The organism is Pseudomonas sp. Irchel 3H7, assembly GCF_900187605.1.
In the GTDB taxonomy this organism is placed as follows: Bacteria; Pseudomonadota; Gammaproteobacteria; order Pseudomonadales; family Pseudomonadaceae; genus Aquipseudomonas.
This window is the reverse complement of record NZ_FYEA01000009.1, coordinates 78,240-98,478: the sequence shown is the minus strand read 5'-3', so window position 1 is coordinate 98,478 and position 20,239 is coordinate 78,240. Positions and strand designations below refer to the sequence as shown.

The 20,239-nt window shown below is 59.0% G+C and carries 13 protein-coding genes and 2 pseudogenes; 7 read left to right on the top strand and 8 right to left on the bottom strand.

Going from position 1 to position 20,239, the window contains the following annotated elements:
• Positions 1-442 precede the first annotated feature (442 nt).
• Positions 443-856: a hypothetical protein gene (locus CKW38_RS18140; RefSeq protein WP_095113465.1), complete on the top strand. Its 414-nt coding sequence runs from the start codon at positions 443-445 to the stop codon at positions 854-856.
• Positions 857-964: 108 nt separating this feature from the next.
• On the opposite strand, the gene CKW38_RS18135 is transcribed toward CKW38_RS18140, so the two are convergent.
• The 4 genes from CKW38_RS18135 to putP all read right to left on the bottom strand — a co-directional run bounded on the left by CKW38_RS18135 (position 965) and on the right by putP (position 6,170).
• Positions 965-1,285 (bottom strand): hypothetical protein, encoded by a 321-nt coding sequence (locus CKW38_RS18135; protein ID WP_095113464.1) that lies wholly within the window; start codon positions 1,283-1,285, stop codon positions 965-967.
• A gap of 329 nt (positions 1,286-1,614) precedes the next feature.
• On the bottom strand, positions 1,615-2,328 hold the full coding sequence (locus tag CKW38_RS18130; protein WP_095113463.1) for a DUF4123 domain-containing protein: 714 nt from the start codon (positions 2,326-2,328) through the stop codon (positions 1,615-1,617).
• Positions 2,318-4,333: a type VI secretion system tip protein VgrG gene (locus tag CKW38_RS18125; RefSeq protein WP_095113462.1), complete on the bottom strand. Its 2,016-nt coding sequence runs from the start codon at positions 4,331-4,333 to the stop codon at positions 2,318-2,320. The genes CKW38_RS18130 and CKW38_RS18125 overlap by 11 nt, the downstream gene beginning before the upstream one ends.
• Before the next feature lie 352 nt (positions 4,334-4,685).
• On the bottom strand, positions 4,686-6,170 hold the full coding sequence (putP, locus tag CKW38_RS18120; protein ID WP_095113461.1) for a sodium/proline symporter PutP: 1,485 nt from the start codon (positions 6,168-6,170) through the stop codon (positions 4,686-4,688).
• 458 nt (positions 6,171-6,628) lie between these two features.
• Here putP and putA point away from each other — a divergent pair, with 458 nt between their 5' ends.
• Together putA and CKW38_RS18110 are read left to right on the top strand one after the other, a co-directional pair.
• On the top strand, positions 6,629-10,582 hold the full coding sequence (gene putA / locus CKW38_RS18115; protein ID WP_095113460.1) for a trifunctional transcriptional regulator/proline dehydrogenase/L-glutamate gamma-semialdehyde dehydrogenase: 3,954 nt from the start codon (positions 6,629-6,631) through the stop codon (positions 10,580-10,582).
• A gap of 299 nt (positions 10,583-10,881) precedes the next feature.
• On the top strand, positions 10,882-12,684 hold the full coding sequence (locus CKW38_RS18110) for an acyl-CoA dehydrogenase (RefSeq protein ID WP_095113459.1): 1,803 nt from the start codon (positions 10,882-10,884) through the stop codon (positions 12,682-12,684).
• A 216-nt stretch (positions 12,685-12,900) separates the two neighbouring features.
• Here CKW38_RS18110 and CKW38_RS30700 read toward each other — a convergent pair whose 3' ends face one another.
• Both CKW38_RS30700 and CKW38_RS30695 read right to left on the bottom strand, forming a co-directional pair.
• Positions 12,901-13,632, bottom strand: coding sequence for a methyl-accepting chemotaxis protein (locus CKW38_RS30700; RefSeq protein WP_371857970.1), 732 nt, complete (start codon positions 13,630-13,632; stop codon positions 12,901-12,903).
• A gap of 135 nt (positions 13,633-13,767) precedes the next feature.
• Positions 13,768-14,793, bottom strand: a pseudogene (locus tag CKW38_RS30695) (cache domain-containing protein); the annotation flags it as partial.
• Positions 14,794-15,048: 255 nt separating this feature from the next.
• On the opposite strand from CKW38_RS30695, the gene CKW38_RS18100 reads away from it, so the two are divergent.
• Entirely contained in the window at positions 15,049-15,438 is a 390-nt protein-coding gene (locus CKW38_RS18100) for a hypothetical protein (protein ID WP_095113457.1), read from the top strand.
• Positions 15,439-15,513: 75 nt separating this feature from the next.
• Here CKW38_RS18100 and CKW38_RS18095 read toward each other — a convergent pair whose 3' ends face one another.
• Together CKW38_RS18095 and CKW38_RS18090 are read right to left on the bottom strand one after the other, a co-directional pair.
• Positions 15,514-15,816 (bottom strand): cell division protein ZapA, encoded by a 303-nt coding sequence (locus tag CKW38_RS18095; RefSeq protein WP_016987569.1) that lies wholly within the window; start codon positions 15,814-15,816, stop codon positions 15,514-15,516.
• Positions 15,813-16,043 carry a hypothetical protein gene (locus CKW38_RS18090; protein ID WP_007909525.1) on the bottom strand — a complete coding sequence of 77 codons (231 nt, stop codon included), beginning with the start codon at positions 16,041-16,043 and terminating at the stop codon, positions 15,813-15,815. The genes CKW38_RS18095 and CKW38_RS18090 overlap by 4 nt, the downstream gene beginning before the upstream one ends.
• 210 nt (positions 16,044-16,253) lie before the next feature.
• On the opposite strand from CKW38_RS18090, the pseudogene CKW38_RS30690 reads away from it, so the two are divergent.
• The 3 genes and pseudogenes from CKW38_RS30690 to CKW38_RS18080 form a co-directional block, all read left to right on the top strand.
• Positions 16,254-17,045, top strand: a pseudogene (locus tag CKW38_RS30690) (MCP four helix bundle domain-containing protein); the annotation flags it as partial.
• A 30-nt stretch (positions 17,046-17,075) separates the two neighbouring features.
• Positions 17,076-17,948 (top strand): methyl-accepting chemotaxis protein, encoded by an 873-nt coding sequence (locus CKW38_RS30685; protein WP_371042268.1) that lies wholly within the window; start codon positions 17,076-17,078, stop codon positions 17,946-17,948.
• Positions 17,949-18,491: 543 nt separating this feature from the next.
• Entirely contained in the window at positions 18,492-20,234 is a 1,743-nt protein-coding gene (locus CKW38_RS18080) for a potassium/proton antiporter (protein WP_007909521.1), read from the top strand.
• The last annotated feature ends 5 nt before the right edge of the window (positions 20,235-20,239 follow it).

Here is a 20,239-nt window from a genome sequence, read left to right as displayed (position 1 = left end):
ATCTCAGGCTTGGCCAAGCGAAGATCAGCGCGGAAGTCGCAAGTCGGCGTTCATCGTCCAGACAACTCGGTCAGTCCCCGAAACAACACCACCATCCAGGCTTGGCCAAGCCAAGATCAGCGCGGAAGTCGCAAGTCGGCGTTCATCGTCCAGACAACTCGGTCAGTCCCCGAAACAACACCACCATCCAGGCTTGGCCAAGCCAAGTTCACCACTGAAGTCGCAAGTCGGCGTACACCGCCCAGACAACTCGGTCAGTCCCCGAAACAACACCACCATCCAGGCTTGGCCAAGCCAAGTTCACCACTGAAGTCGCAAGTCGGCGTACACCGCCCAGACAACTCGGCCAGTCCCCTCTCCCTCTGGGAGAGGGCTAGGGTGAGGGGCTTTGCTTTTATGGCGTTAAACTGGCTAACCATGAACGACAGGACGTCAAAAACTCATGCGATATCTGATCATCTGCTTATTCAGCCTGCTTAGCCCATACCTCGCCCTTGCCGACGAAACCCACATTGAGCAGGCACGCCAGACACTTAAGAACTACGGCCTGAGCCACTGCATTCTGAAGCCATTCAACGAGCGCTCCGCGCTGGAAAAAGACATTGCCCTGTCCGCCAATGCCTATTCCTTCATGGGCAAAGGCATGCATTCCATCCTGCAAAATGAAGACACGCTGCAAGTGCTGCACGATCCCTACAAAGAAACCCGAAACTACGTGTTGGCGGCTTACGAGCAGACACCTTCAAACAGCAAATACTCGAATGAAAAAGTAGTGTTTTTTGGGTGCATGAAGGTCTACAACTCCGATGCGTTCAACAGCTTTATCAACTCTCAGGATGCGTACATCCCTGACTGACTAACTGATTTCCTTCAACGTCAAAAGATCGCAGCCTTCGGCAGCTCCTACAGGGCGAACGCCAGTCCCGTGTAGGAGCTGCCGCAGGCTGCGATCTTTTGATCTTTTTCAGGCAGGCATGCTGCGCAGGCGCCTGCCGATGACATCAAGCACATCACAGCCGTCGCGCAAGGGGATCACGCAGAGCTGGGCGAAGTCGCTGAGGATGACGGAGTCGCATTCGACCGAGCCGCGCATGCACATGTTTTCCAGCACCTGGATCACGGCGCGCAGGCGATGGTTGGCGGCGTCCATGAGGATGTCGAGGGGCACGTGGGTGTCGATGAACAGCGTAGGCATGTCGCTGCAATTGCCGGTCAGGGCCATGAAGCGGTTATCGGGATGGGGGATGATTTTTTCGTAGGGTGGAGCCGTTCGTATTGTCGTCATTTCTATCTTCCATAGAGTGTAAAAATGAACTGCCGCATTCCTTCCTACGGGATTGGGTGGCAGCCGTGCACGGGAGTAGGAAACCGACCCATGGAATTCGGCCACGCCGAAGCGTGTCCCGCACACAGCCGCCGCTGACGACATTGCTCACACAAGTTACGTGCCGCAATTCAAACAACAGCGCTGATGCACCATAGGTAGAGGGCTCCTACACCCTGTCACCGCTCTCGCAGTGACAACGAAAAGACTATCCCTGCAACCCACCGTCCACCAGTTCATGAAAACCGCCGCAACTCGAAGGAATCGTCCGAGACCTTCGCCCCGAAAACTCACTCCGACTCTGCCAGCAAAAACGCCAGCAACGCCGATTGCGACGATTCTTCCGACATAGAAACCTGAAAAAACCGCCTCACTTTGCAGCGCAAAATCGCCTCGGGGAAGGCATCGAAAACTGCCGGATGTTCCTCGCTCAACCACTGCAACGCATTGGCGGTTCGAACGTCATGGCCTTGCTGCGCCAGCACCGAATCCGGCACCTGCCACCACGGGAATACCCGCCCCGATACCAGCGCCCTGCCACCGATATCCAGCACCTGCCCATTGATCAGACAACGCCCGATCAGCGGAAACAGTTGTGCCGCATCCACCTCATCGGCCTGAAGAATCGGCAACAGAAACCGCCCGTCCCAAAAACGAAAAAACACCGTTTTCCCGCCAGGCATCAGCACTTGGGTAAGGCTGCGAAAGTGCGCCACCACCTCTTCAAGGCTCGCCGAAGACACCGCCAGCCAACCCCAATCCCGCGACTCGGTGGTGGTGACCCAATGCAGAAACTCACTGTCGGCGGCGACAATTCCCACGTAAGGCATCACCGCATCCCACTCGGCATAAATCGTCTCGGCCCAGATCGGGCTCGCCGTTTCTCGCCAAGCGGCAGGCGGTTTTGCCTCATTGGCATTACTGAAAACCGCAAACAACTGCTCGGAAGTTTTCAACGGTTCACGCGCCAACCATTCGGCAGGCAATAGAAAATCAGGCGGCACAGAGACCATCCTTGCAACGTTCACACTCTTCGCAGAATGGCGCGTCACCCTTGAAGCTCATGATTTGTGCAGCCGTCAGCATGGCAGCCGGCGCGGCGGCGAGTTTCTCCGGCAATCCCGGTACAACCGGCGCGGCACTCATCGCCGCCATCGGCGCACCACCCACTACAATCGGCACGCTGCTGAAAATGCCGCCGGGACCGATGTTGATCCACTGCCCACCGGCCTGAATCGTCGCACTCGCGCCACCGTCGATGACCACTTGCTGACCGGCGCTGACGTGGAATTGCCCACTGGCGCTGATCGCCTGATTGCTCACGCGAATATGCCGGTCGCCGATCACGCTCAGATGGTCGTCCTGCTTCACTTCGGTCTGCCGCTGACCGTGAGTAATGCGCTGCTCATCAGCCTTCAACTCGTGCCGAGCGGTCCCGGTGACAACAATGCTGCGCTGGTTATCAACCTGCACCTGTTGATCATTCAACACATGCTGCGTCCAGTTACGCTGGGCGCGCAGGTAGATTTCCTCGGCACCTTTGCGATCCTCGATGCGCAGTTCGTTGTAGCCGCCACCGCCGGGGCTGCTCTGGCTACGGAAAATGCTGCGGGTCTTGTCCGCCGGCAGATCCAGCGGGATCGGCGTCGCGGCGTTGGGCAGGCAGCCCACAACCAATGGTTTGTCGGCGTCGGCATCGATGAAGCCGACCAGTACTTCCATGCCGACTCGCGGAATCAGCACGCTGCCGTAACGGTCATGGGCCCAACCGCTGGCAACGCGCAACCAACAACTGGAATGCTCGTTCAATTCACCGTCGCGGTCCCAAGCCAGTTGCACCTTGACCCGGCCATACTCGTCGCAGTGGATTTCCGTATCTTTCGGCCCGGTCACAACCGCCGGTTGATAGCCGAGCATGCGCGGTTTTTCAGGCCCCAGCGCCGGGCGGAAAAACACGTCCCACGGCGTGGCGAGAAAGCTATTACGGTAACCCTGAAATCCCTCGCCATCGCTGGTCACCGATTCCTCCAGCACCTGCGGCTGGCGGCCATGATGCTCGATGGCGGTCAGCAGCCACAGGTCATTCCAGTCGTGGCGCGGATGCTCAGTCAGTTGCAGGAAATGTCCGCAAACCAGTGCAGATTCGTCGCTGATGCCTTCGGCCTGACGGTAATCGGCGACATGTCGCTCAAGTGCCCGCTGGGCGAGATGCTTGCCGGTTTCCCGATCGTTGAATTGGCCGGGGAAGTGATAGTCCTCGAGCACAGGGCGCTGCTCGCCGTCGACTCGGCTTTGCAATTGCAGCCGCGGTTTTTCGAAGTTGTAGTCGCGCCGGGTGACCACGCTGGTGCGGGTTTCCACGCGAACGTTGAAACGCTTGACCGCCGGGGCTCCGGCAGACATGCCACTGCCCGGCAGGTAAAAGGTCGGCGTGGCCAGTTTTGGAAACACCGTCTGGTCATCACCGAACACCAGTACGTGCGCGTCGGGGCTGTGTTGAAAGTGGTAATGAATACCCACTTCGGCACACAGGCGTTGAATGAACGCCAAGTCGCTTTCAGCGTACTGCACGCAATACTCGCGAACCGGGTATTCGCTGCCCAACCGAAACTCGAAAGCATCACGAAGGATCGCGTGATCCTTAAGCACCTGCGCAACAATTTGCGGCACGCTCTGATGCTGGAAAATCCGCTGATTGATGCGGTGTTCCAGATACGTCAAACGTGGGACAAGGCTTAAGTGATAACGCGTCAGACGTTTCCCGGAGTCGCCCTGCCCAACCTGATAAATCTGACCGTGAATACCGGAACCTTGAGCATCAAAGCTCAGAAACGCCTGACAGTGCAGCAGGCTCTCGAGGTCCAGATCCGGTCGCTCACTGACCAGTTCCAGCTCGAAACGAAAGGGTTGGCTGATGGCTTCCTTGCCCGTGAGTTCAAGGACCTTGAGGTCATGTTGGGCGCCTTCGAGGGTCACCGTGAAACGCGGTTGATTGGCAGGCGCGAACATCCGATGTCTCTCTGCAGAATGAAGGGCGGGCGATTCTGCATGAGGGGCAAGGGGTGGTGAATGGGTGACGGGAAAATCAGATTTGCCCTACTTTTTTTGCCGAAAAAACCTGCAAAAAACGGCGCTTTCAACTACAGACAAATCCCTCAAGTCATCCATAGAACCCTGTGGGAGCTGGCTTGCCAGCGATAGCGATGCGTCAGTTACTGAATGTTCTGAATGTGCCGCCCTCATCGCTGGCAAGCCAGCTCCCACAGGTTTCTTCAGCGTCGGCAAGAAATCACAGGCACAAAAAAACGGCCCGTCTCCTGTGGAAACGGGCCGTTTTTGGATGAGCCTCAGCTCAGAACAATTACTTGTTCAGGTGGAAATCTTTTTCCGCCGCTTCGAAGCGCTGCACCATGCCTCTGGTCGGCTCGCCCATCTTGCTGACGATGTAGATGGCCAGGCTGGCGAAGATGAAGCCCGGGATGATTTCGTACAGACCCAGCAGTTCGAAATGCTTCCACACCACCACGGTGATCGCGCCGACCAGAATACCGGCCAGTGCGCCGTCACGGGTCATGCCTTTCCAGACCACCGAGATCAGCACAACCGGACCGAACGCAGCACCGAAACCGGCCCAGGCGTAGGACACCAGGCCCAGTACGCGGTTTTCCGGGTTGGCCGCCAAGGCGATCGCGATCAGTGCAACCAACAGCACCATGGCGCGGCCGACCCAGACCAGCTCCAGTTGCGAAGCGGATTTACGCAGGAAGGTTTTGTAGAAGTCTTCGGTCAGGGCGCTCGAGCACACCAGCAACTGGCAGCTCAGGGTGCTCATCACAGCAGCCAGAATGGCCGACAACAGCACACCGGCGATCCATGGGTTGAACAGCAGTTTGGCCAGTTCGATGAACACGCGTTCGTGGTTCTCGGTCACGGGACCGGCAACTTCCGGGTGCGCCGAGAAGTACGCGATACCGAAGAAGCCCACCGCCACAGTGCCGCCCAGGCACAGGATCATCCAGGTCATGGAAATGCGACGCGCCTTGGCGATCGACTTAACCGAATCTGCCGCCATGAAACGCGCGAGGATGTGCGGCTGACCGAAGTAGCCCAGACCCCAGCCCATCAGCGAGATAATGCCGATGAAGGTGGTGCCTTTGAGCATGTCGAAGTTGCTCGGATCTTGCGCCTCGATCGCCAGGAACGTGGTATCGACGCCACCAGTAGCCAGCAGGACGATGATCGGCGTGAGGATCAGCGCGAAAATCATCAGCGTGGCTTGTACGGTGTCGGTCCAGCTCACCGCGAGGAAACCACCAATAAAGGTGTAAGCAATCGTCGCCGCAGCACCGGCCCACAGCGCCGTCTCGTAGGACATGCCGAAGGTGCTTTCGAACAGACGGGCACCGGCCACGATGCCGGAAGCGCAGTAGATGGTGAAGAACACCAGAATCACGATCGCCGAAATGATCCGCAGCAGACCGCTTTTATCTTCAAAACGGCTGGCGAAGTAATCCGGCAGGGTCAGGGCGTCGCCGTTGTGCTCGGTCTGCACGCGCAGACGGCCGGCAACGAACAGCCAGTTCAGGTAGGCACCGATGACCAGACCGATGGCGATCCAGCTTTCGGACAGACCGGACATATAGATGGCGCCCGGCAGGCCCATCAACAACCAGCCACTCATGTCGGACGCACCGGCGGACAGCGCGGTGACGACGCTGCCGAGGCTGCGACCGCCGAGAATATAGTCAGAAAGGTTGTTGGTGGAGCGATAGGCCATCAAGCCGATCAGCACCATTGCTGCGATGTAGATCACGAACGTGATCAGGGTTGGATTGCTTACGCTCATTGAGTTACGCCCTGGCTTTGTTTTTATGTAGCGGCGGTGGTGAACCGCACGCAAACGACGACGTTTGGCAGACGATCCGGGATCCCGCGCATTTAGGACTGATGTTTCCCCAGGAAAGCCATCAGCCGGTACACCGGGTTAATCCCGGTTGCACCTTGGGCGCGAATGCTATGCAACAAATCAAATAAGGTGCAACCAGTTTCGTGAGAATTAGTTGCACCTAGTCGGATTTATCGACGATCACCCCGTTTTTGCTCCCTTTTGTGGCAGTCATGGCCCTTTGCTAGAAGCAAAAGCACCAAGCAGGAGCAGCACTTTCGTACCAGAAAATAATTCCTGACGAGCTGCCTATTATTCCGACAAAAAAAGGGTTGCACCCGGTTGCACCTCTTTCAGCGCACGGCTAATCTTGCGGCCAGCTGATGCCACGCAACTGTGGCAACCATGAGGATAAAAATATGGCTACCACCACCCTTGGGGTCAAACTCGATGACCCGACCCGCGAGCGCCTGAAGGCGGCCGCGACCTCGATTGATCGCACACCGCACTGGCTGATCAAGCAGGCAATTTTCAATTACCTGGAAAAACTCGAGGGTGGTGCAACCCTGACCGAGCTGAACGGTTTGACCGCCAAGGACGCCGACGAGGCGGGCGAAGTCCACACTGATCACGCGCACCAATGCTTCCTCGAATTCGCCGAAAGCATCCTGCCGCAGTCCGTACTGCGCGCATCGATCACCGCCGCTTACCGCCGCCCTGAGCCGGAAGTGGTGCCGATGCTGATCGAGCAGGCTCGCCTGCCGGCACCAATGGCCGAAGCCACCAACAAACTCGCCGCCTCCATCGCGGAAAAACTGCGTAACCAGAAAAGTGCCGGCGGTCGTGCGGGCATCGTTCAAGGTCTGCTGCAGGAATTTTCCCTGTCGTCCCAGGAAGGCGTGGCGCTGATGTGCCTGGCCGAAGCGCTGCTGCGTATCCCGGACAAAGGCACCCGCGATGCACTGATCCGCGACAAGATCAGCACCGGCAACTGGCATCCGCACTTGGGCAACAGCCCTTCGCTGTTCGTCAACGCGGCCACTTGGGGCCTGCTGCTGACCGGCAAACTGGTCTCGACGCACAACGAAGCCGGCCTGACGTCGTCGCTGAGCCGCATCATCGGCAAGAGCGGCGAGCCGATGATCCGCAAGGGCGTCGACATGGCCATGCGCCTGATGGGCGAGCAGTTCGTCACCGGCGAAACCATCGCCGAAGCGCTGGCCAACGCGAGCAAGTTCGAAGCCAAGGGCTTCCGCTACTCCTACGACATGCTCGGTGAAGCGGCACTGACCGAGCACGACGCGCAGAAGTACCTGGCGTCGTACGAACAAGCCATTCACTCGATCGGCAAAGCCTCCCACGGCCGTGGGATTTATGAAGGCCCGGGCATTTCCATCAAGCTGTCGGCACTGCACCCGCGTTACAGCCGTGCGCAGTATGAGCGCGTGATGGACGAGCTGTACCCGCGCCTGCTGTCGCTGACCCTGCTGGCCAAGCAATACGACATCGGCCTGAACATCGACGCCGAAGAAGCCGACCGTCTCGAACTGTCGCTGGATCTGCTCGAGCGTCTGTGCTTCGAGCCGCAGCTGACTGGCTGGAACGGCATCGGTTTCGTTATCCAGGCGTACCAGAAGCGTTGCCCGTACGTGATCGACTACGTGATCGACCTGGCTCGCCGCAGCCGTCATCGCCTGATGATCCGCTTGGTGAAAGGCGCGTACTGGGACAGCGAAATCAAGCGCGCCCAGGTCGAAGGCCTGGAAGGCTATCCGGTCTATACCCGCAAGGTGTACACCGACGTTTCCTACATCGCTTGCGCACGCAAACTGCTGTCGGTGCCGGAAGTCATCTACCCGCAGTTCGCCACGCACAACGCCCACACCCTGTCGGCCATTTACCACATTGCCGGTCAGAACTATTACCCCGGCCAGTACGAATTCCAGTGCCTGCACGGCATGGGCGAACCGCTCTACGAGCAGGTTGTAGGCAAAGTTTCCGAAGGCAAGCTGAACCGTCCGTGCCGCGTGTATGCACCAGTCGGCACTCACGAAACCCTGTTGGCGTATCTGGTACGTCGACTGCTGGAAAACGGCGCGAACACTTCGTTCGTCAACCGCATCGCCGACCAGTCGATTTCGATTCAGGAATTGGTGGCCGATCCGGTGGCGCAGATCGAGCAGATGGCAACCGTGGAAGGTGGTTTCGGCCTGCCGCACCCGCGCATTCCGCTGCCGCGTGATCTGTACGGTGCCGAACGCGCCAACTCCAGCGGCATCGACATGGCCAACGAACATCGTCTGGCTTCGCTGTCCTGCGCCTTGCTCGCCACCGCACACAACGACTGGAAAGCCGCGCCGATGCTCGGTTGCGCCTCCAGCAACGAAACGCCGGCAGCCGTTCTGAACCCGGCCGATCACCGTGATGTGGTCGGTCATGTTCAAGAAGCCACCGTCGAAGACGTCGACAACGCCATTCAATGCGCACTGAACGCCGCACCGATCTGGCAGGCCACCCCGCCGGCCGAACGCGCGGCGATTCTGGAACGTGCCGCTGACTTGATGGAAGGCGAGATTCAGCCGCTGATGGGCCTGCTGGCTCGCGAAGCCGGCAAGACCTTCGCCAACGCCATCGCCGAAGTCCGCGAAGCCGTCGACTTCCTGCGTTATTACGCAGTGCAGGCGCGCAACGATTTCAGTAATGACGCCCATCGCCCACTGGGTCCGGTGGTGTGCATCAGCCCGTGGAACTTCCCGCTGGCGATTTTCAGTGGTCAGGTTGCTGCGGCACTGGCTGCCGGTAACCCGGTACTGGCCAAGCCTGCCGAACAAACTCCGCTGGTCGCGGCTCAAGCCGTACGCTTGCTGCTCGAAGCCGGGATCCCGGAAGGCGTGCTGCAACTGCTGCCGGGTCGCGGTGAAACCGTCGGCGCCGGTCTGGTTGGCGATGAACGCGTCAAAGGCGTGATGTTCACCGGTTCCACCGAAGTCGCGCGCCTGCTGCAACGCAACATTGCTGGCCGTCTCGACAGCCAGGGCCGTCCGATTCCGCTGATCGCCGAAACCGGCGGCCAGAACGCAATGATCGTCGACTCTTCGGCGCTGACCGAACAAGTCGTGATCGACGTGGTGTCGTCGGCGTTCGACAGCGCCGGTCAGCGTTGCTCGGCACTGCGGGTCCTGTGCCTGCAGGAAGATTCCGCCGATCGCGTCATCGAAATGCTCAAAGGGGCCATGGCGGAAAGCCGTCTCGGCAACCCGGAGCGCCTGTCCGTGGACATCGGCCCGGTGATCGACGCCGAAGCCAAGGCTGGCATCGACAAGCACATCCAGGGCATGCGCGACAAAGGTCGCAATGTGTACCAGGTGGCGATTGCCGATACCGAAGAAGTCAAACGCGGCACCTTCGTCATGCCGACGCTGATCGAGCTGGAAAGCTTCGACGAGCTGCAACGCGAGATCTTCGGCCCGGTGCTGCATGTGGTGCGCTACAAGCGCAAAGAAATCGATCAACTGATCGGCCAGATCAACGCTTCCGGTTATGGTCTGACGCTGGGCGTGCACACGCGCATCGACGAGACCATCGCCAAGGTGATCGACAACGTCAACGCCGGTAACGTCTACGTAAACCGTAACATCGTCGGTGCCGTGGTCGGCGTGCAGCCATTCGGCGGCGAAGGCCTGTCGGGTACCGGTCCGAAAGCCGGTGGCCCGTTGTACCTGTACCGCTTGCTGGCGACACGCCCTACCGACGCTATCGAACAATCCTTCGCTCGCGGTGATGCCGTTATCGCCCCGGACGTTCGTTTGCGCGATGCCATGAGCAAACCGCTGAACGCTCTGAAAGCCTGGGCTGAAAGCAACAAATACGCCGACCTGAGCACCCTGTGCGTGCAGTACGCTGCGCAATCGCAGAGCGGCATCACCCGCGTACTGGCCGGCCCGACCGGTGAGAAAAACAGCTACGCGATCCTGCCGCGTGAGCACGTGTTGTGCCTGGCGGAAGTTGAAGGTGATCTGCTGACGCAACTGGCTGCGGTATTGGCCGTGGGCGGTTCGGCAGTGTGGCCGGAGTCCGACATCAGCAAGGCCTTGTTCGCACGCCTGCCGAAGGAGATTCAGGCACGGATCAAACTGGTTGCCGACTGGAACAAGGACGAGGTGGTATTTGATGCGGTTCTGCATCACGGCCATTCCGACCAGTTGCGCGGCGTTTGCCAGCAGATCGCCAAGCGTGCCGGCGCGATTGTTGGGGTTCAAGGCTTGTCCCAGGGTGAGACCAACATTGCGCTGGAGCGTCTGGTGATCGAGCGGGCGTTGAGTGTTAACACTGCGGCGGCGGGTGGTAATGCCAGCCTGATGACGATCGGCTAAACCGCTGTAACTCCAGGCGACCGCAACGGTCGCCTGGAATGAAATCCCCTGTAGGAGTGAGCCTGCTCGCGATAGCGATCTATCAGACACATTTGTTTGACTGACAGACCGCTATCGCGAGCAGGCTCACTCCTACAAAAGATCAAAAGATCGCAGCCTTCGGCAGCTCCTACAGGAATTGGTGTAGGAGCTGCCGAAGGCTGCGATCTTTTGCTTCTGTATCACGCCCATCAATCATCCTGTTCAGCCTTTATCAGCACGCCTAGACTCGGCCCAACCCCAATTTCAGGTAGGCCGCCATGTCCGAGACGCTGCTCAGTTCCCGCAATCTGGCTTTCGAGCTGTATGAAGTCCTTGATGCCGAGGGCCTGACCCGGCGTGAGCGCTTTGCCGAGCACAACCGCGAGACCTTCGACGCCGCCATCGGCACCGCACGCAGCATCGCCGAGAAGTACTTCGCCCCGCACAACCGCAAGGGCGACGAGAACGAACCGCGCTACGAGGACGGTCAGGCGATTCTGATTCCTGAAGTGAAACCGGCGGTGGATGCCTTCCTCGAGGCCGGATTCCTCAACGCCGCGAGAAGTTTCGACGCGGGCGGCATGCAGCTTCCTACACTGCTGTCGCAAGCCTGCTTCGCGCATTTCCAGTCAGCCAACGCGGCGTCGACGTCCTACCCGTTCCTGACCATGGGCGCGGCGAACCTGATTGAGAGCTTTGGCACGGACGAACAGAAACAACGCTTTCTGCAACCGATGATCGACGGCCGCTTCTTCGGCACCATGGCCCTGACCGAGCCCCACGCAGGATCATCGCTGTCGGATATTCGTACGCGCGCCGAGCCGGCGTCCGACGGCACCTATCGCCTCAAGGGCAACAAGATCTTCATTTCCGGCGGCGATCACCCGCTGTCGGAAAACATCGTGCACATGGTCCTGGCCAAGCTGCCCGACGCACCTGCGGGCGTTAAAGGTATCTCGCTGTTCATCGTGCCGAAGTTTCTGGTCAACGATGACGGCAGCCTCGGCCAGCGTAACGATGTTCTGCTGGCCGGGCTGTTTCACAAGATGGGCTGGCGCGGCACCACCTCCACAGCGTTGAACTTCGGCGATAACGGTGAGTGTGTTGGTTATCTGGTGGGAAAACCGCACCACGGCTTGAGCTACATGTTCCAGATGATGAACGAGGCGCGGATCGGCGTAGGCATGGGCGCGGTGATGCTCGGTTATGCCGGTTACCTGTACTCGCTGGAATACGCCCGCGAGCGCCCGCAAGGTCGCGTGCCGGACAGCAAGGATCCGACTACCGCGCCGGTGGCGATCATTCAGCACGCCGATGTCAGACGTATGCTGTTGACGCAAAAGTCCTACGTCGAAGGTGCATTTGACCTCGGCCTCTATGCAGCGCGGCTATTCGATGACACCACGACGCTTGAATCCGAAGCCGAGCGCAAGCAGGCGCATGAGTTGCTGGATCTGCTGACACCGATCGTCAAATCCTGGCCGTCGGAGTTCTGCCTCAAGGCCAACGAACTGGCGATCCAGATTCTTGGCGGTCACGGTTACACCCGCGAATACCCGGTGGAGCAGTATTACCGCGATAACCGCTTGAACCCGATTCATGAAGGCACCCATGGCATTCAATCGCTGGACTTGCTCGGGCGTAAATTGGCGCAGAACGGTGGCGCGGGACTGAAGCAATTGATTCGTCTGATCGCCACCACGGCAGAGCGCGCAACTGCTTACGAATCGCTGACCGCGTTGCGTGAGCCGTTAGAGAAACTGGTCGCGCGCCTGCAAACGGTGACCATCGGTTTGTTGACCGATCTGGCACAGGGCAAGGTCAATAGCAGCCTGGCGAATTCGGCGTTGTACCTGAAGGTCTTCGGCCACACGGTTATTGGCTGGCGCTGGCTGGAGCAGGCGATTCGTGCCGAGGAAGGGTTGGCCAAGGGTAATGCGGCGGATGCTGACTTCTATAAGGGCAAGTTACAGGCGGCGCGGTATTTCCTGACGTGGGAAGTGCCGGGATGCCGCCATGAACTGACGTTGCTGGAGGCGCGGGATGATACGTGTCTGGCGATGCAGGATGCGTGGTTCTAAAAGCCAACCCTCACCCCAGCCCTCCCGAAACGTCGGACCGCCCAAAGGGAGAGGGGGCCGACCGAGGTGTCTGACGCTATACATCGACCTGAAAAACCGCATCGACTATGGATTCAGTACAGTACTTTCAGGTCGGCGTACCTCCTGAATTTTCCACGCTCAGTCCCCTCTCCCTCTGGGAGAGGGCTAGGGTGAGGGGCTTTTCTGGCTCAACACTCAACTCAACTTGAACCCACCCATCTGCCGCGCCAGATCATCCGCCAGCCTCTGCAACATCTGACAATCCTCGCGACAGGCCCGAACTTCCCCCGCCGTCGCCCGCGCCAGATCGGAAATCCCCTGCACATTGCGGTTGATCTCCTCAGTCACCGCCGACTGCTCCTCCGTCGCCGTCGCCACCTGATGGTTCATGTCACTGATGCGCTCGACCTGCCCGGTAATCGCTGTCAGCGATGCCCCGGTGCGCTGGCTCGATTCAACCCCGGTGCCAGTTGCCGCCTGCCCCGTGCGCATCGACGACACGGCGTTTTCCGCGCCTTGCTTGAGGCTGCCGATCATCTGCTGGATTTCGTCGGTGGAGGCCTGCGTCCTGCGCGCCAAAGTGCGCACTTCGTCAGCAACAACCGCGAAGCCGCGCCCCATATCACCGGCGCGCGCCGCTTCGATGGCGGCATTGAGCGCCAACAGATTGGTCTGCTCGGACACCCCGCGAATTACCGCCAATACAGAATCGATCGACGCCACTTGGTGCGCCAATTCACCCACCGCGCCAGCCGCGACGCCAATCTCATCGGACATGCTTTCAATATGCCGAATCGAGCCGCCGACCACTTCCCGCGCCTGCATCGCTTCATCCCGTGCGGTTTGCGAGGCGAGCGCCGCGTTGCCGGCGTTCTGCGCAATCTCCTGCACGGTCAGGCCCATCTCGTGAACGGCGGTCGCGACCATGTCGGTCATTTCCTGCTGGCGGCCCGAGCGCTCGGCGGTATTTTCCACCACTTTCGCTACCTGCCCCACAGCCGTGCGCAGGCGCCCACTGGTGGTCAGCACCTCGCCGATCATCCCGCGCTGGCTGTCAAGGAAACGGTTGAAGCCCCGGGCGAGATCGCCCAGCTCGTCGGCGCGGCTGGAATCTAACCGGTGGGTCAAATCTCCACCGCCGCTACCGATTGCTACCAGCGCCGCTGTTACCTGACGAATCGGCCGCACCAGCCCTTGCGCCAGCCACACCACCAAAGCAAGGCACACCAGCGCTACGGCCAGACCGATACCGCCGCTCATCCACATCGCTTTTCGGGCTTCGGCATAGATCTGCGAATGCGGCACTTCGGCCACGAGAGTCCAGCCCAAATCGCGCAAGGGCAGGCTGAAGGCGAGGAAGTCTTCGCCATCCCTCTGGAAGCTGCTGCTGATCGCCGTTTTCTGGCCCATGACGGCCTGCGCCGCATTGGCGCCGATCTGCTCGCTCAAGGTGCGTTTGCCGCTGAACTGCGCTTCGGGATGCACTTGGATCAAACCGTCGGAACGCACGAGATAGACCTTGCCGCGCTCACCAAAGCTGAAGTTGTGAATCAGCTCCGACAGCTCTTTCATACTCAAGCCTAGCCCGGCAACGCCGACCACTTTGCCGGCCTGCTCGACCTTCAGATCGATGAACAGCGCCAATTCCCCGGTGGCGCCGTCGTTGTCGATATTGAGGGTGCGCGGCTGATTGCTGTCGAGGAAGGAATAGAACCACGCGTCAGCCGGTTTGGAGCGACTGAGGGTGCGATCCAGGCCTTTTTCGGTGATGTAATGATTGGATTCGGTGCCGATGATCAAAGCGGTGAAAGCTTTATGTTCGGCGCGGATGCCTTCCAGATACTGCGCGAAGCCAGCCGTTTTGCTGCTGTCTTCGCCTGAGGCGAGCCAGTCACGGACCATCGTATTACTAGCAATATCCTTGGCCACTGTCAGCGGTTGCACAAGGATCCGTTCGATATCGTTGCGCGTCGCTTCGATGCTCGACGGCAGAGCTTGTTCGACCAGATAACTCTGGGCGAGGCGGTTGACCACCAGGGTATAAATGCCAACCACGATCAGGATACTGACCAGCAGGGCGGTGCCCATGCTGAGAATCAGCTGCCATTGAATACTGCGTCGCCACAACTGCATGGAGCACCCCCAAAGAATAAGAGGCAGAAACACTGCAACTGTCGCGCCAGATGTATACAAAAAATCTAAATATTGTTCATTGATTCATGCGCGATATTCATAACACCCACTTAAATACGACCCTGTCTACTGTCAAGGTTGTCAGGTGTCAGGGATTTATCAAAGCCGTACTCTCCGTTGGCGAACCCCCCAAAACGAGGAGTCAAGGAAATGAGCAAACAACGCACAATTGAAAGTATTCAGGGCACTCAAAGTCTTGAGGGTATTACTCGGGATGAAATGCTGAAGTCCGTCAGGGTAGGTCAGACGATTAAAAAGACAGTCAACGACAGGAAAGCCACCATCCTTAAAAAATCGTTCGACGAATCAGGCGACGGGTGGTTTATCGAGGTAGAGGTAGAGGCAGAGGACGACGCAACTCCGACCACGTGGCGGAGCGAAAAGGTACTCAACCAGGGCGAAATGGTTCGGTACATTGAAAAGGGGGATTTTCTTACCCATCCCGGCTACCCCGATGAACCTTTCAAGGTGGAAGAAAAGGATGTAGTGACTCAGGATGGCCGTTATTACTTCAGGATTAAGTCAATCAGCGCACCATGATCGCTCATTCCTCTCCAGAGCGCTCCTCGCAAATGGAGCGCTCCTGAGAAGAGGCTAGGGTCTACCCCCGAGACTTCAACCCTGGTTAATGGTCTTGGCGATAGTGTCGACCGTGGCGCTGACTTGCTCTTGGTAACGGTCGAGTTCTTCCTGGTGTTGCTTCTTCATTTCGATCTGCTGCGAGCACAGATTCATCGCCGCCAGCACCAGCAAGCGGTCACCGATCAGTGTCGGGTATTTGCGCTTGGTGTCGTCCAGCGCTGCCTTGAGCATCATGGCCGCGTCCAGCAGGGTCTGTTCTTCCCCGGCCGGTGCCTTGATCGAATAGTCCTCCCCGAGAATCGAGACGACTTTTACCCCTGCTGTGTGGTGGTTCATGCGCTGACCGGACCTGCGTTGACGCGATCAACCAGGGCTTGAATGCGGGCGGCGGTGGCGCCGTGCTTTTCTTCCTGCTCCATCAGGTTCAGTTGCAGGCTTTCGTTTTCATCCTTGGCCTGGGCCAGTTCCGTGGACAGGGTCTGGTTGGTTTGCGCGAGGGTCTGGTTCTGTTGCACCAGGTCGCTGACGAGCTGTTCCAATTGGCTGAGGGATGCTTCCAACATTTTGATCTTCCAAGCGTTTTTCAAAGGGCGCGTACGATAAAGAAAAGTCATCACGGATGCCAGGGTTAAACCGGCGCAAAGCCTTGATTTTCCTGGCGGCCGACCGTTCTCGCGAGTTTTAAAGACTGTGATCTGCCGATCTGGTTCCTGCACTTCGTCGCCCAAGCCCTTCTGCGACAAATACGCACAGCACCTCAAGACTTTAGTCGCATGACCGATAAGTCATCCATACAGCAGTCTCAGCCCGCACGGACGCGGCCCTCTCTTGGTATCCGCCCCATGTCCCTTCGCAATATGAATATCGCCCCACGGGCGTTTACCGGCTTCGCCCTGATCGGCGGCCTGATGCTGGTTCTCGGCGTGTTTGCGCTTAATCAGATGAGCAAAATCCGCGCAGCAGGCGAAGACATCGCCACGGCCAGTGTGCCTTCGATCAAGGCCCTCGACGAGTTCACCCAACTGACCCTGCGCCTGCGTGTTTTGTCGTATCGGTTGCTGATCAACCGTGAACCGGACGTTCAACAAAAGACTGTCGAACTGTTCGAGTTGCGCAACAAGCAGATCGCCGACGCCCAGCGCGCCTACGAGCCGTTGATCGACGGCCCGCAAGAACGCGCGGCTTATGATCAATACATACAGTTGCTCGCGCAGTACCGCCAGCTCGAAGACCGGATGAAAAACCTGTCGCGCAACAATCAGATCGATGAACTGCGGCAGATGCTCAACTCGGACTTGCTGAGCAACTCGGAAGCGGTGAACACCGCCCTGGCACGCTTGCTGGAGATCAACACTCAGCAAATCGCCGAGACGGATAAAGGCGCGAGCGATCAGTTTTCGATGTCTTTCAACCTTGTGGTCACGCTGTTGGTGATCGCCACTGGCCTGACATTTCTCTTCGCCTGGCTGCTGACCGTCAGCATCACCAAGCCGATCTCCAACGCATTGGAAGCTGCGGAAACCATCGCCGAAGGCAACCTGACCCAGCCGATCCACGTTGACGGTGAAGACGAAGCTGGCCGCCTGCTGGCAGCCATGGCGAAGATGCAATCGAAGCTACGTGACACCCTGCAGCGTATTTCCGGCTCGGCGACTCAGTTGGCTTCGGCAGCGGAAGAACTGAACAGCGTCACCGACGAAAGCGCGCGTGGCCTGACTCAGCAGAACAACGAAATTGAACAGGCGGCCACTGCGGTCAATGAAATGACCAGCGCTGTGGAAGAAGTCGCGCGCAACGCCGTGAGCACTTCGGAAGCCTCTAAGAATGCCACCACCTCGGCCGGTGATGGTCGTGATCTGGTCCAGGAAACGGTCAGCGCCATCGAACGCATGAGCGCCGATGTGCAAAGCACTGCGTCGTTGATCGGCGATCTGGCCAATGAGTCCCGCGACATCGGCAAAGTGCTGGATGTGATTCGTGGTCTGGCCGATCAGACCAACCTGCTGGCACTGAACGCAGCGATTGAAGCGGCACGCGCCGGTGAAGCCGGCCGTGGTTTTGCGGTGGTGGCGGATGAAGTACGTGCCTTGGCGCATCGCACTCAGCAGTCGACCAGCGAAATCGAGCGGATGATCGGCAGCATTCAGAGCGGCACCGAACACGCCGTGGATTCGATGCGCAACAGCACCGAGCGTGCCGAGTCGACCCTGAACATCGCCCGTGGTGCCGGCATGTCGCTGGACACCATCAACACCGCCATCGTCGAGATCAACGAGCGCAACCTGGTGATCGCCAGCGCCGCTGAAGAGCAGGCACAAGTGGCGCGGGAAGTGGATCGCAATCTGGTGAATATTCGTGATTTGTCGGTGCAATCGGCGACTGGCGCGAATCAGACCAGTGCGGCGAGCAATGAGCTGTCGCGGTTGGCGCTGGATTTGAACAACATGGTTGGGCGGTTCAGCCTGTAAATTTTGAGATCAAGGTCAAAAGCCCCTCACCCCAGCCCTCTCCCAGAGGGAGAGGGGGAAAGGGAGCAGATCTTCATACATTTCAAAGTCTGAGTTCGACTCGAAATTTCAGGTCGATGTAGCTCGCACAAACATCTCGATCAGTTCCCTCTCCCAGGGGGAGAGGGGGAAAGGGAGCAGATCTTCATACATTTCAAAGTCTGAGTTCGACTCGAAATTTCAGGTCGATGTAGCTCGCACAAACACCTCGATCAGTTCCCTCTCCCTCCGGGAGAGGGGGAAAGGGAGCAGATCCTCATGCTTTTCAAAGTCTGAGTTCGACTCGGAAGTTCAGGTCGGCGTACCTCGCAAAAACACCTCGATCAGTTCCCTCTCCCTCCGGGAGAGGGTTAGGGTGAGGGCAGCAATCGCCCGCCGAACACAAAACCTGATGCCACACTGAAAAACCTTTTTGACAGCATCACATTTCAACAGGTTAGAATCGCTGGCACGCAGACTGCATGGTCAGTTTGTGCCCGTCTTTACGCTTCTGGAGTACTGCCTTTGAATGCGACGACCATCAACAGCCTGTTCTTGATCGGCGCGTTGCTGGTAGGCGCAAGCATTCTCGTCAGCTCCCTCTCCTCCCGTCTCGGCATCCCGATTCTGGTCATTATTCTTGCAGTCGGCATGGCCGCCGGGGTCGATGGCGGCGGGATCATTTTCGATAACTACCCGACGGCCTATCTGGTCGGCAACCTCGCACTGGCGGTGATCCTCCTCGACGGCGGTTTGCGCACGAGGGTGTCGAGTTTCCGCGTGGCGCTATGGCCGGCGTTATCGCTGGCCACGGTCGGGGTGTTGATTACCACTGGCCTGACCGGCATGGCAGCGGCATGGCTGTTCGACCTCAATCTGATTCAAGGCCTGCTGATCGGCGCCATCGTTGGCTCAACCGACGCCGCAGCGGTGTTCTCGTTGCTTGGTGGCAAAGGCCTGAACGAACGGGTGACGGCCAGCCTGGAAATCGAATCCGGCAGCAACGACCCGATGGCGGTGTTTCTCACCGTGACCTTGATCGACATGCTCGCCAGCGGCCAGACCGGCCTGCACTGGAGCCTGTTGACCCATCTGATCCGCGAGTTCGGCATCGGCGGCGTGATCGGTCTCGGTGGCGGCTGGCTGATGCTGCAACTGGTCAACCGGATCAATCTGGCCGCCGGCCTGTATCCGATTCTGGTGATCGCTGGCGGTCTGGTGGTGTTCGCCCTGACCAACGCCCTGCACGGCAGCGGCTTCCTCGCCGTTTATCTGTGCGGTCTGGTCATCGGCAACCGCCCGGTGCGCAGCCGCCACGGCATTCTGCATATGCTCGACGGCATGGCCTGGCTGGCGCAAATCGGCATGTTCCTGGTGCTCGGCCTGCTGGTGACGCCGCACGATTTGCTGCCGATCGCCCTGCCCGCTCTCGGTCTGGCGCTGTGGATGATTCTGTTTGCGCGGCCGCTGTCGGTGATGGTCGGCCTGCTACCGTTCAAGGCCTTCCACGGTCGCGAAAAAGCCTTTATTTCCTGGGTTGGCCTGCGCGGCGCGGTACCGATCATTCTCGCGGTGTTCCCGCTGATGGCCGGGCTGCCGAATGCGCAGCTGTACTTCAACCTCGCGTTCTTTATCGTGCTGGTGTCGCTGCTGGTGCAGGGCACGAGCCTGCCGTGGGTCGCCAAGCTGCTGAAAGTCACGGTACCGCCGGAGCCTGCGCCGATTTCCCGGGCGGCGCTGGAAGTCCACGTCACCAGCGAATGGGAGCTGTTCGTTTACAAGCTCGGTGCGGAGAAATGGTGCATCGGTTCGCCCCTGCGCGAACTGAAAATGCCCGAAGGCACACGTATCGCCGCCCTGTTTCGTGGCCAGCAACTGCTCCATCCGTCGGGTAGTACGGTGTTGGAAGTCGATGATTTACTGTGTGTTATCGGCCATGAACACAACCTCGGCGCGCTCGGAAAACTGTTCAGCCAAGCGCCGCAGCGCGGTCTCGATCTGCGCTTCTTCGGTGATTTCGTACTTGAAGGAGACGCCCAGCTTAAAGCGGTTGCCGCACTCTATGGCCTGCCGGCCGAGGGTATTGATCCGGACATGACCCTGGGCGCCTTCATCGCCCACAAAGTCGGTGGCGCACCCATCGTCGGCGACCAGGTGGAGTGGAACAACACCCACTGGACGGTTGCGGTCATGGACGGGAACAAGATCGGCAAAGTGGGCGTCAGATTCCCCGAAGGAAGTCGCCCGGGCCCCGGGCTCTTCCTCTAAACTGC

What these genes read in the sequence shown, in the direction of transcription:
- CKW38_RS18140 (WP_095113465.1), top strand. Translation starts at nt 443, where the DNA reads ATGCGATATCTGATCATCTGCTTATTCAGCCTGCTTAGCCCATACCTC.
- CKW38_RS18135 (WP_095113464.1), bottom strand. Translation starts at nt 1,285, where the DNA reads ATGACGACAATACGAACGGCTCCACCCTACGAAAAAATCATCCCCCAT.
- CKW38_RS18125 (WP_095113462.1), bottom strand. Translation starts at nt 4,333, where the DNA reads ATGTTCGCGCCTGCCAATCAACCGCGTTTCACGGTGACCCTCGAAGGC.
- putP (WP_095113461.1), bottom strand. Translation starts at nt 6,170, where the DNA reads ATGAGCGTAAGCAATCCAACCCTGATCACGTTCGTGATCTACATCGCA.
- putA (WP_095113460.1), top strand. Translation starts at nt 6,629, where the DNA reads ATGGCTACCACCACCCTTGGGGTCAAACTCGATGACCCGACCCGCGAG.
- CKW38_RS18110 (WP_095113459.1), top strand. Translation starts at nt 10,882, where the DNA reads ATGTCCGAGACGCTGCTCAGTTCCCGCAATCTGGCTTTCGAGCTGTAT.
- CKW38_RS30700 (WP_371857970.1), bottom strand. Translation starts at nt 13,632, where the DNA reads ATGGTCGCGACCGCCGTTCACGAGATGGGCCTGACCGTGCAGGAGATT.
- CKW38_RS18100 (WP_095113457.1), top strand. Translation starts at nt 15,049, where the DNA reads ATGAGCAAACAACGCACAATTGAAAGTATTCAGGGCACTCAAAGTCTT.
- CKW38_RS18095 (WP_016987569.1), bottom strand. Translation starts at nt 15,816, where the DNA reads ATGAACCACCACACAGCAGGGGTAAAAGTCGTCTCGATTCTCGGGGAG.
- CKW38_RS18090 (WP_007909525.1), bottom strand. Translation starts at nt 16,043, where the DNA reads ATGTTGGAAGCATCCCTCAGCCAATTGGAACAGCTCGTCAGCGACCTG.
- CKW38_RS30685 (WP_371042268.1), top strand. Translation starts at nt 17,076, where the DNA reads ATGGCGAAGATGCAATCGAAGCTACGTGACACCCTGCAGCGTATTTCC.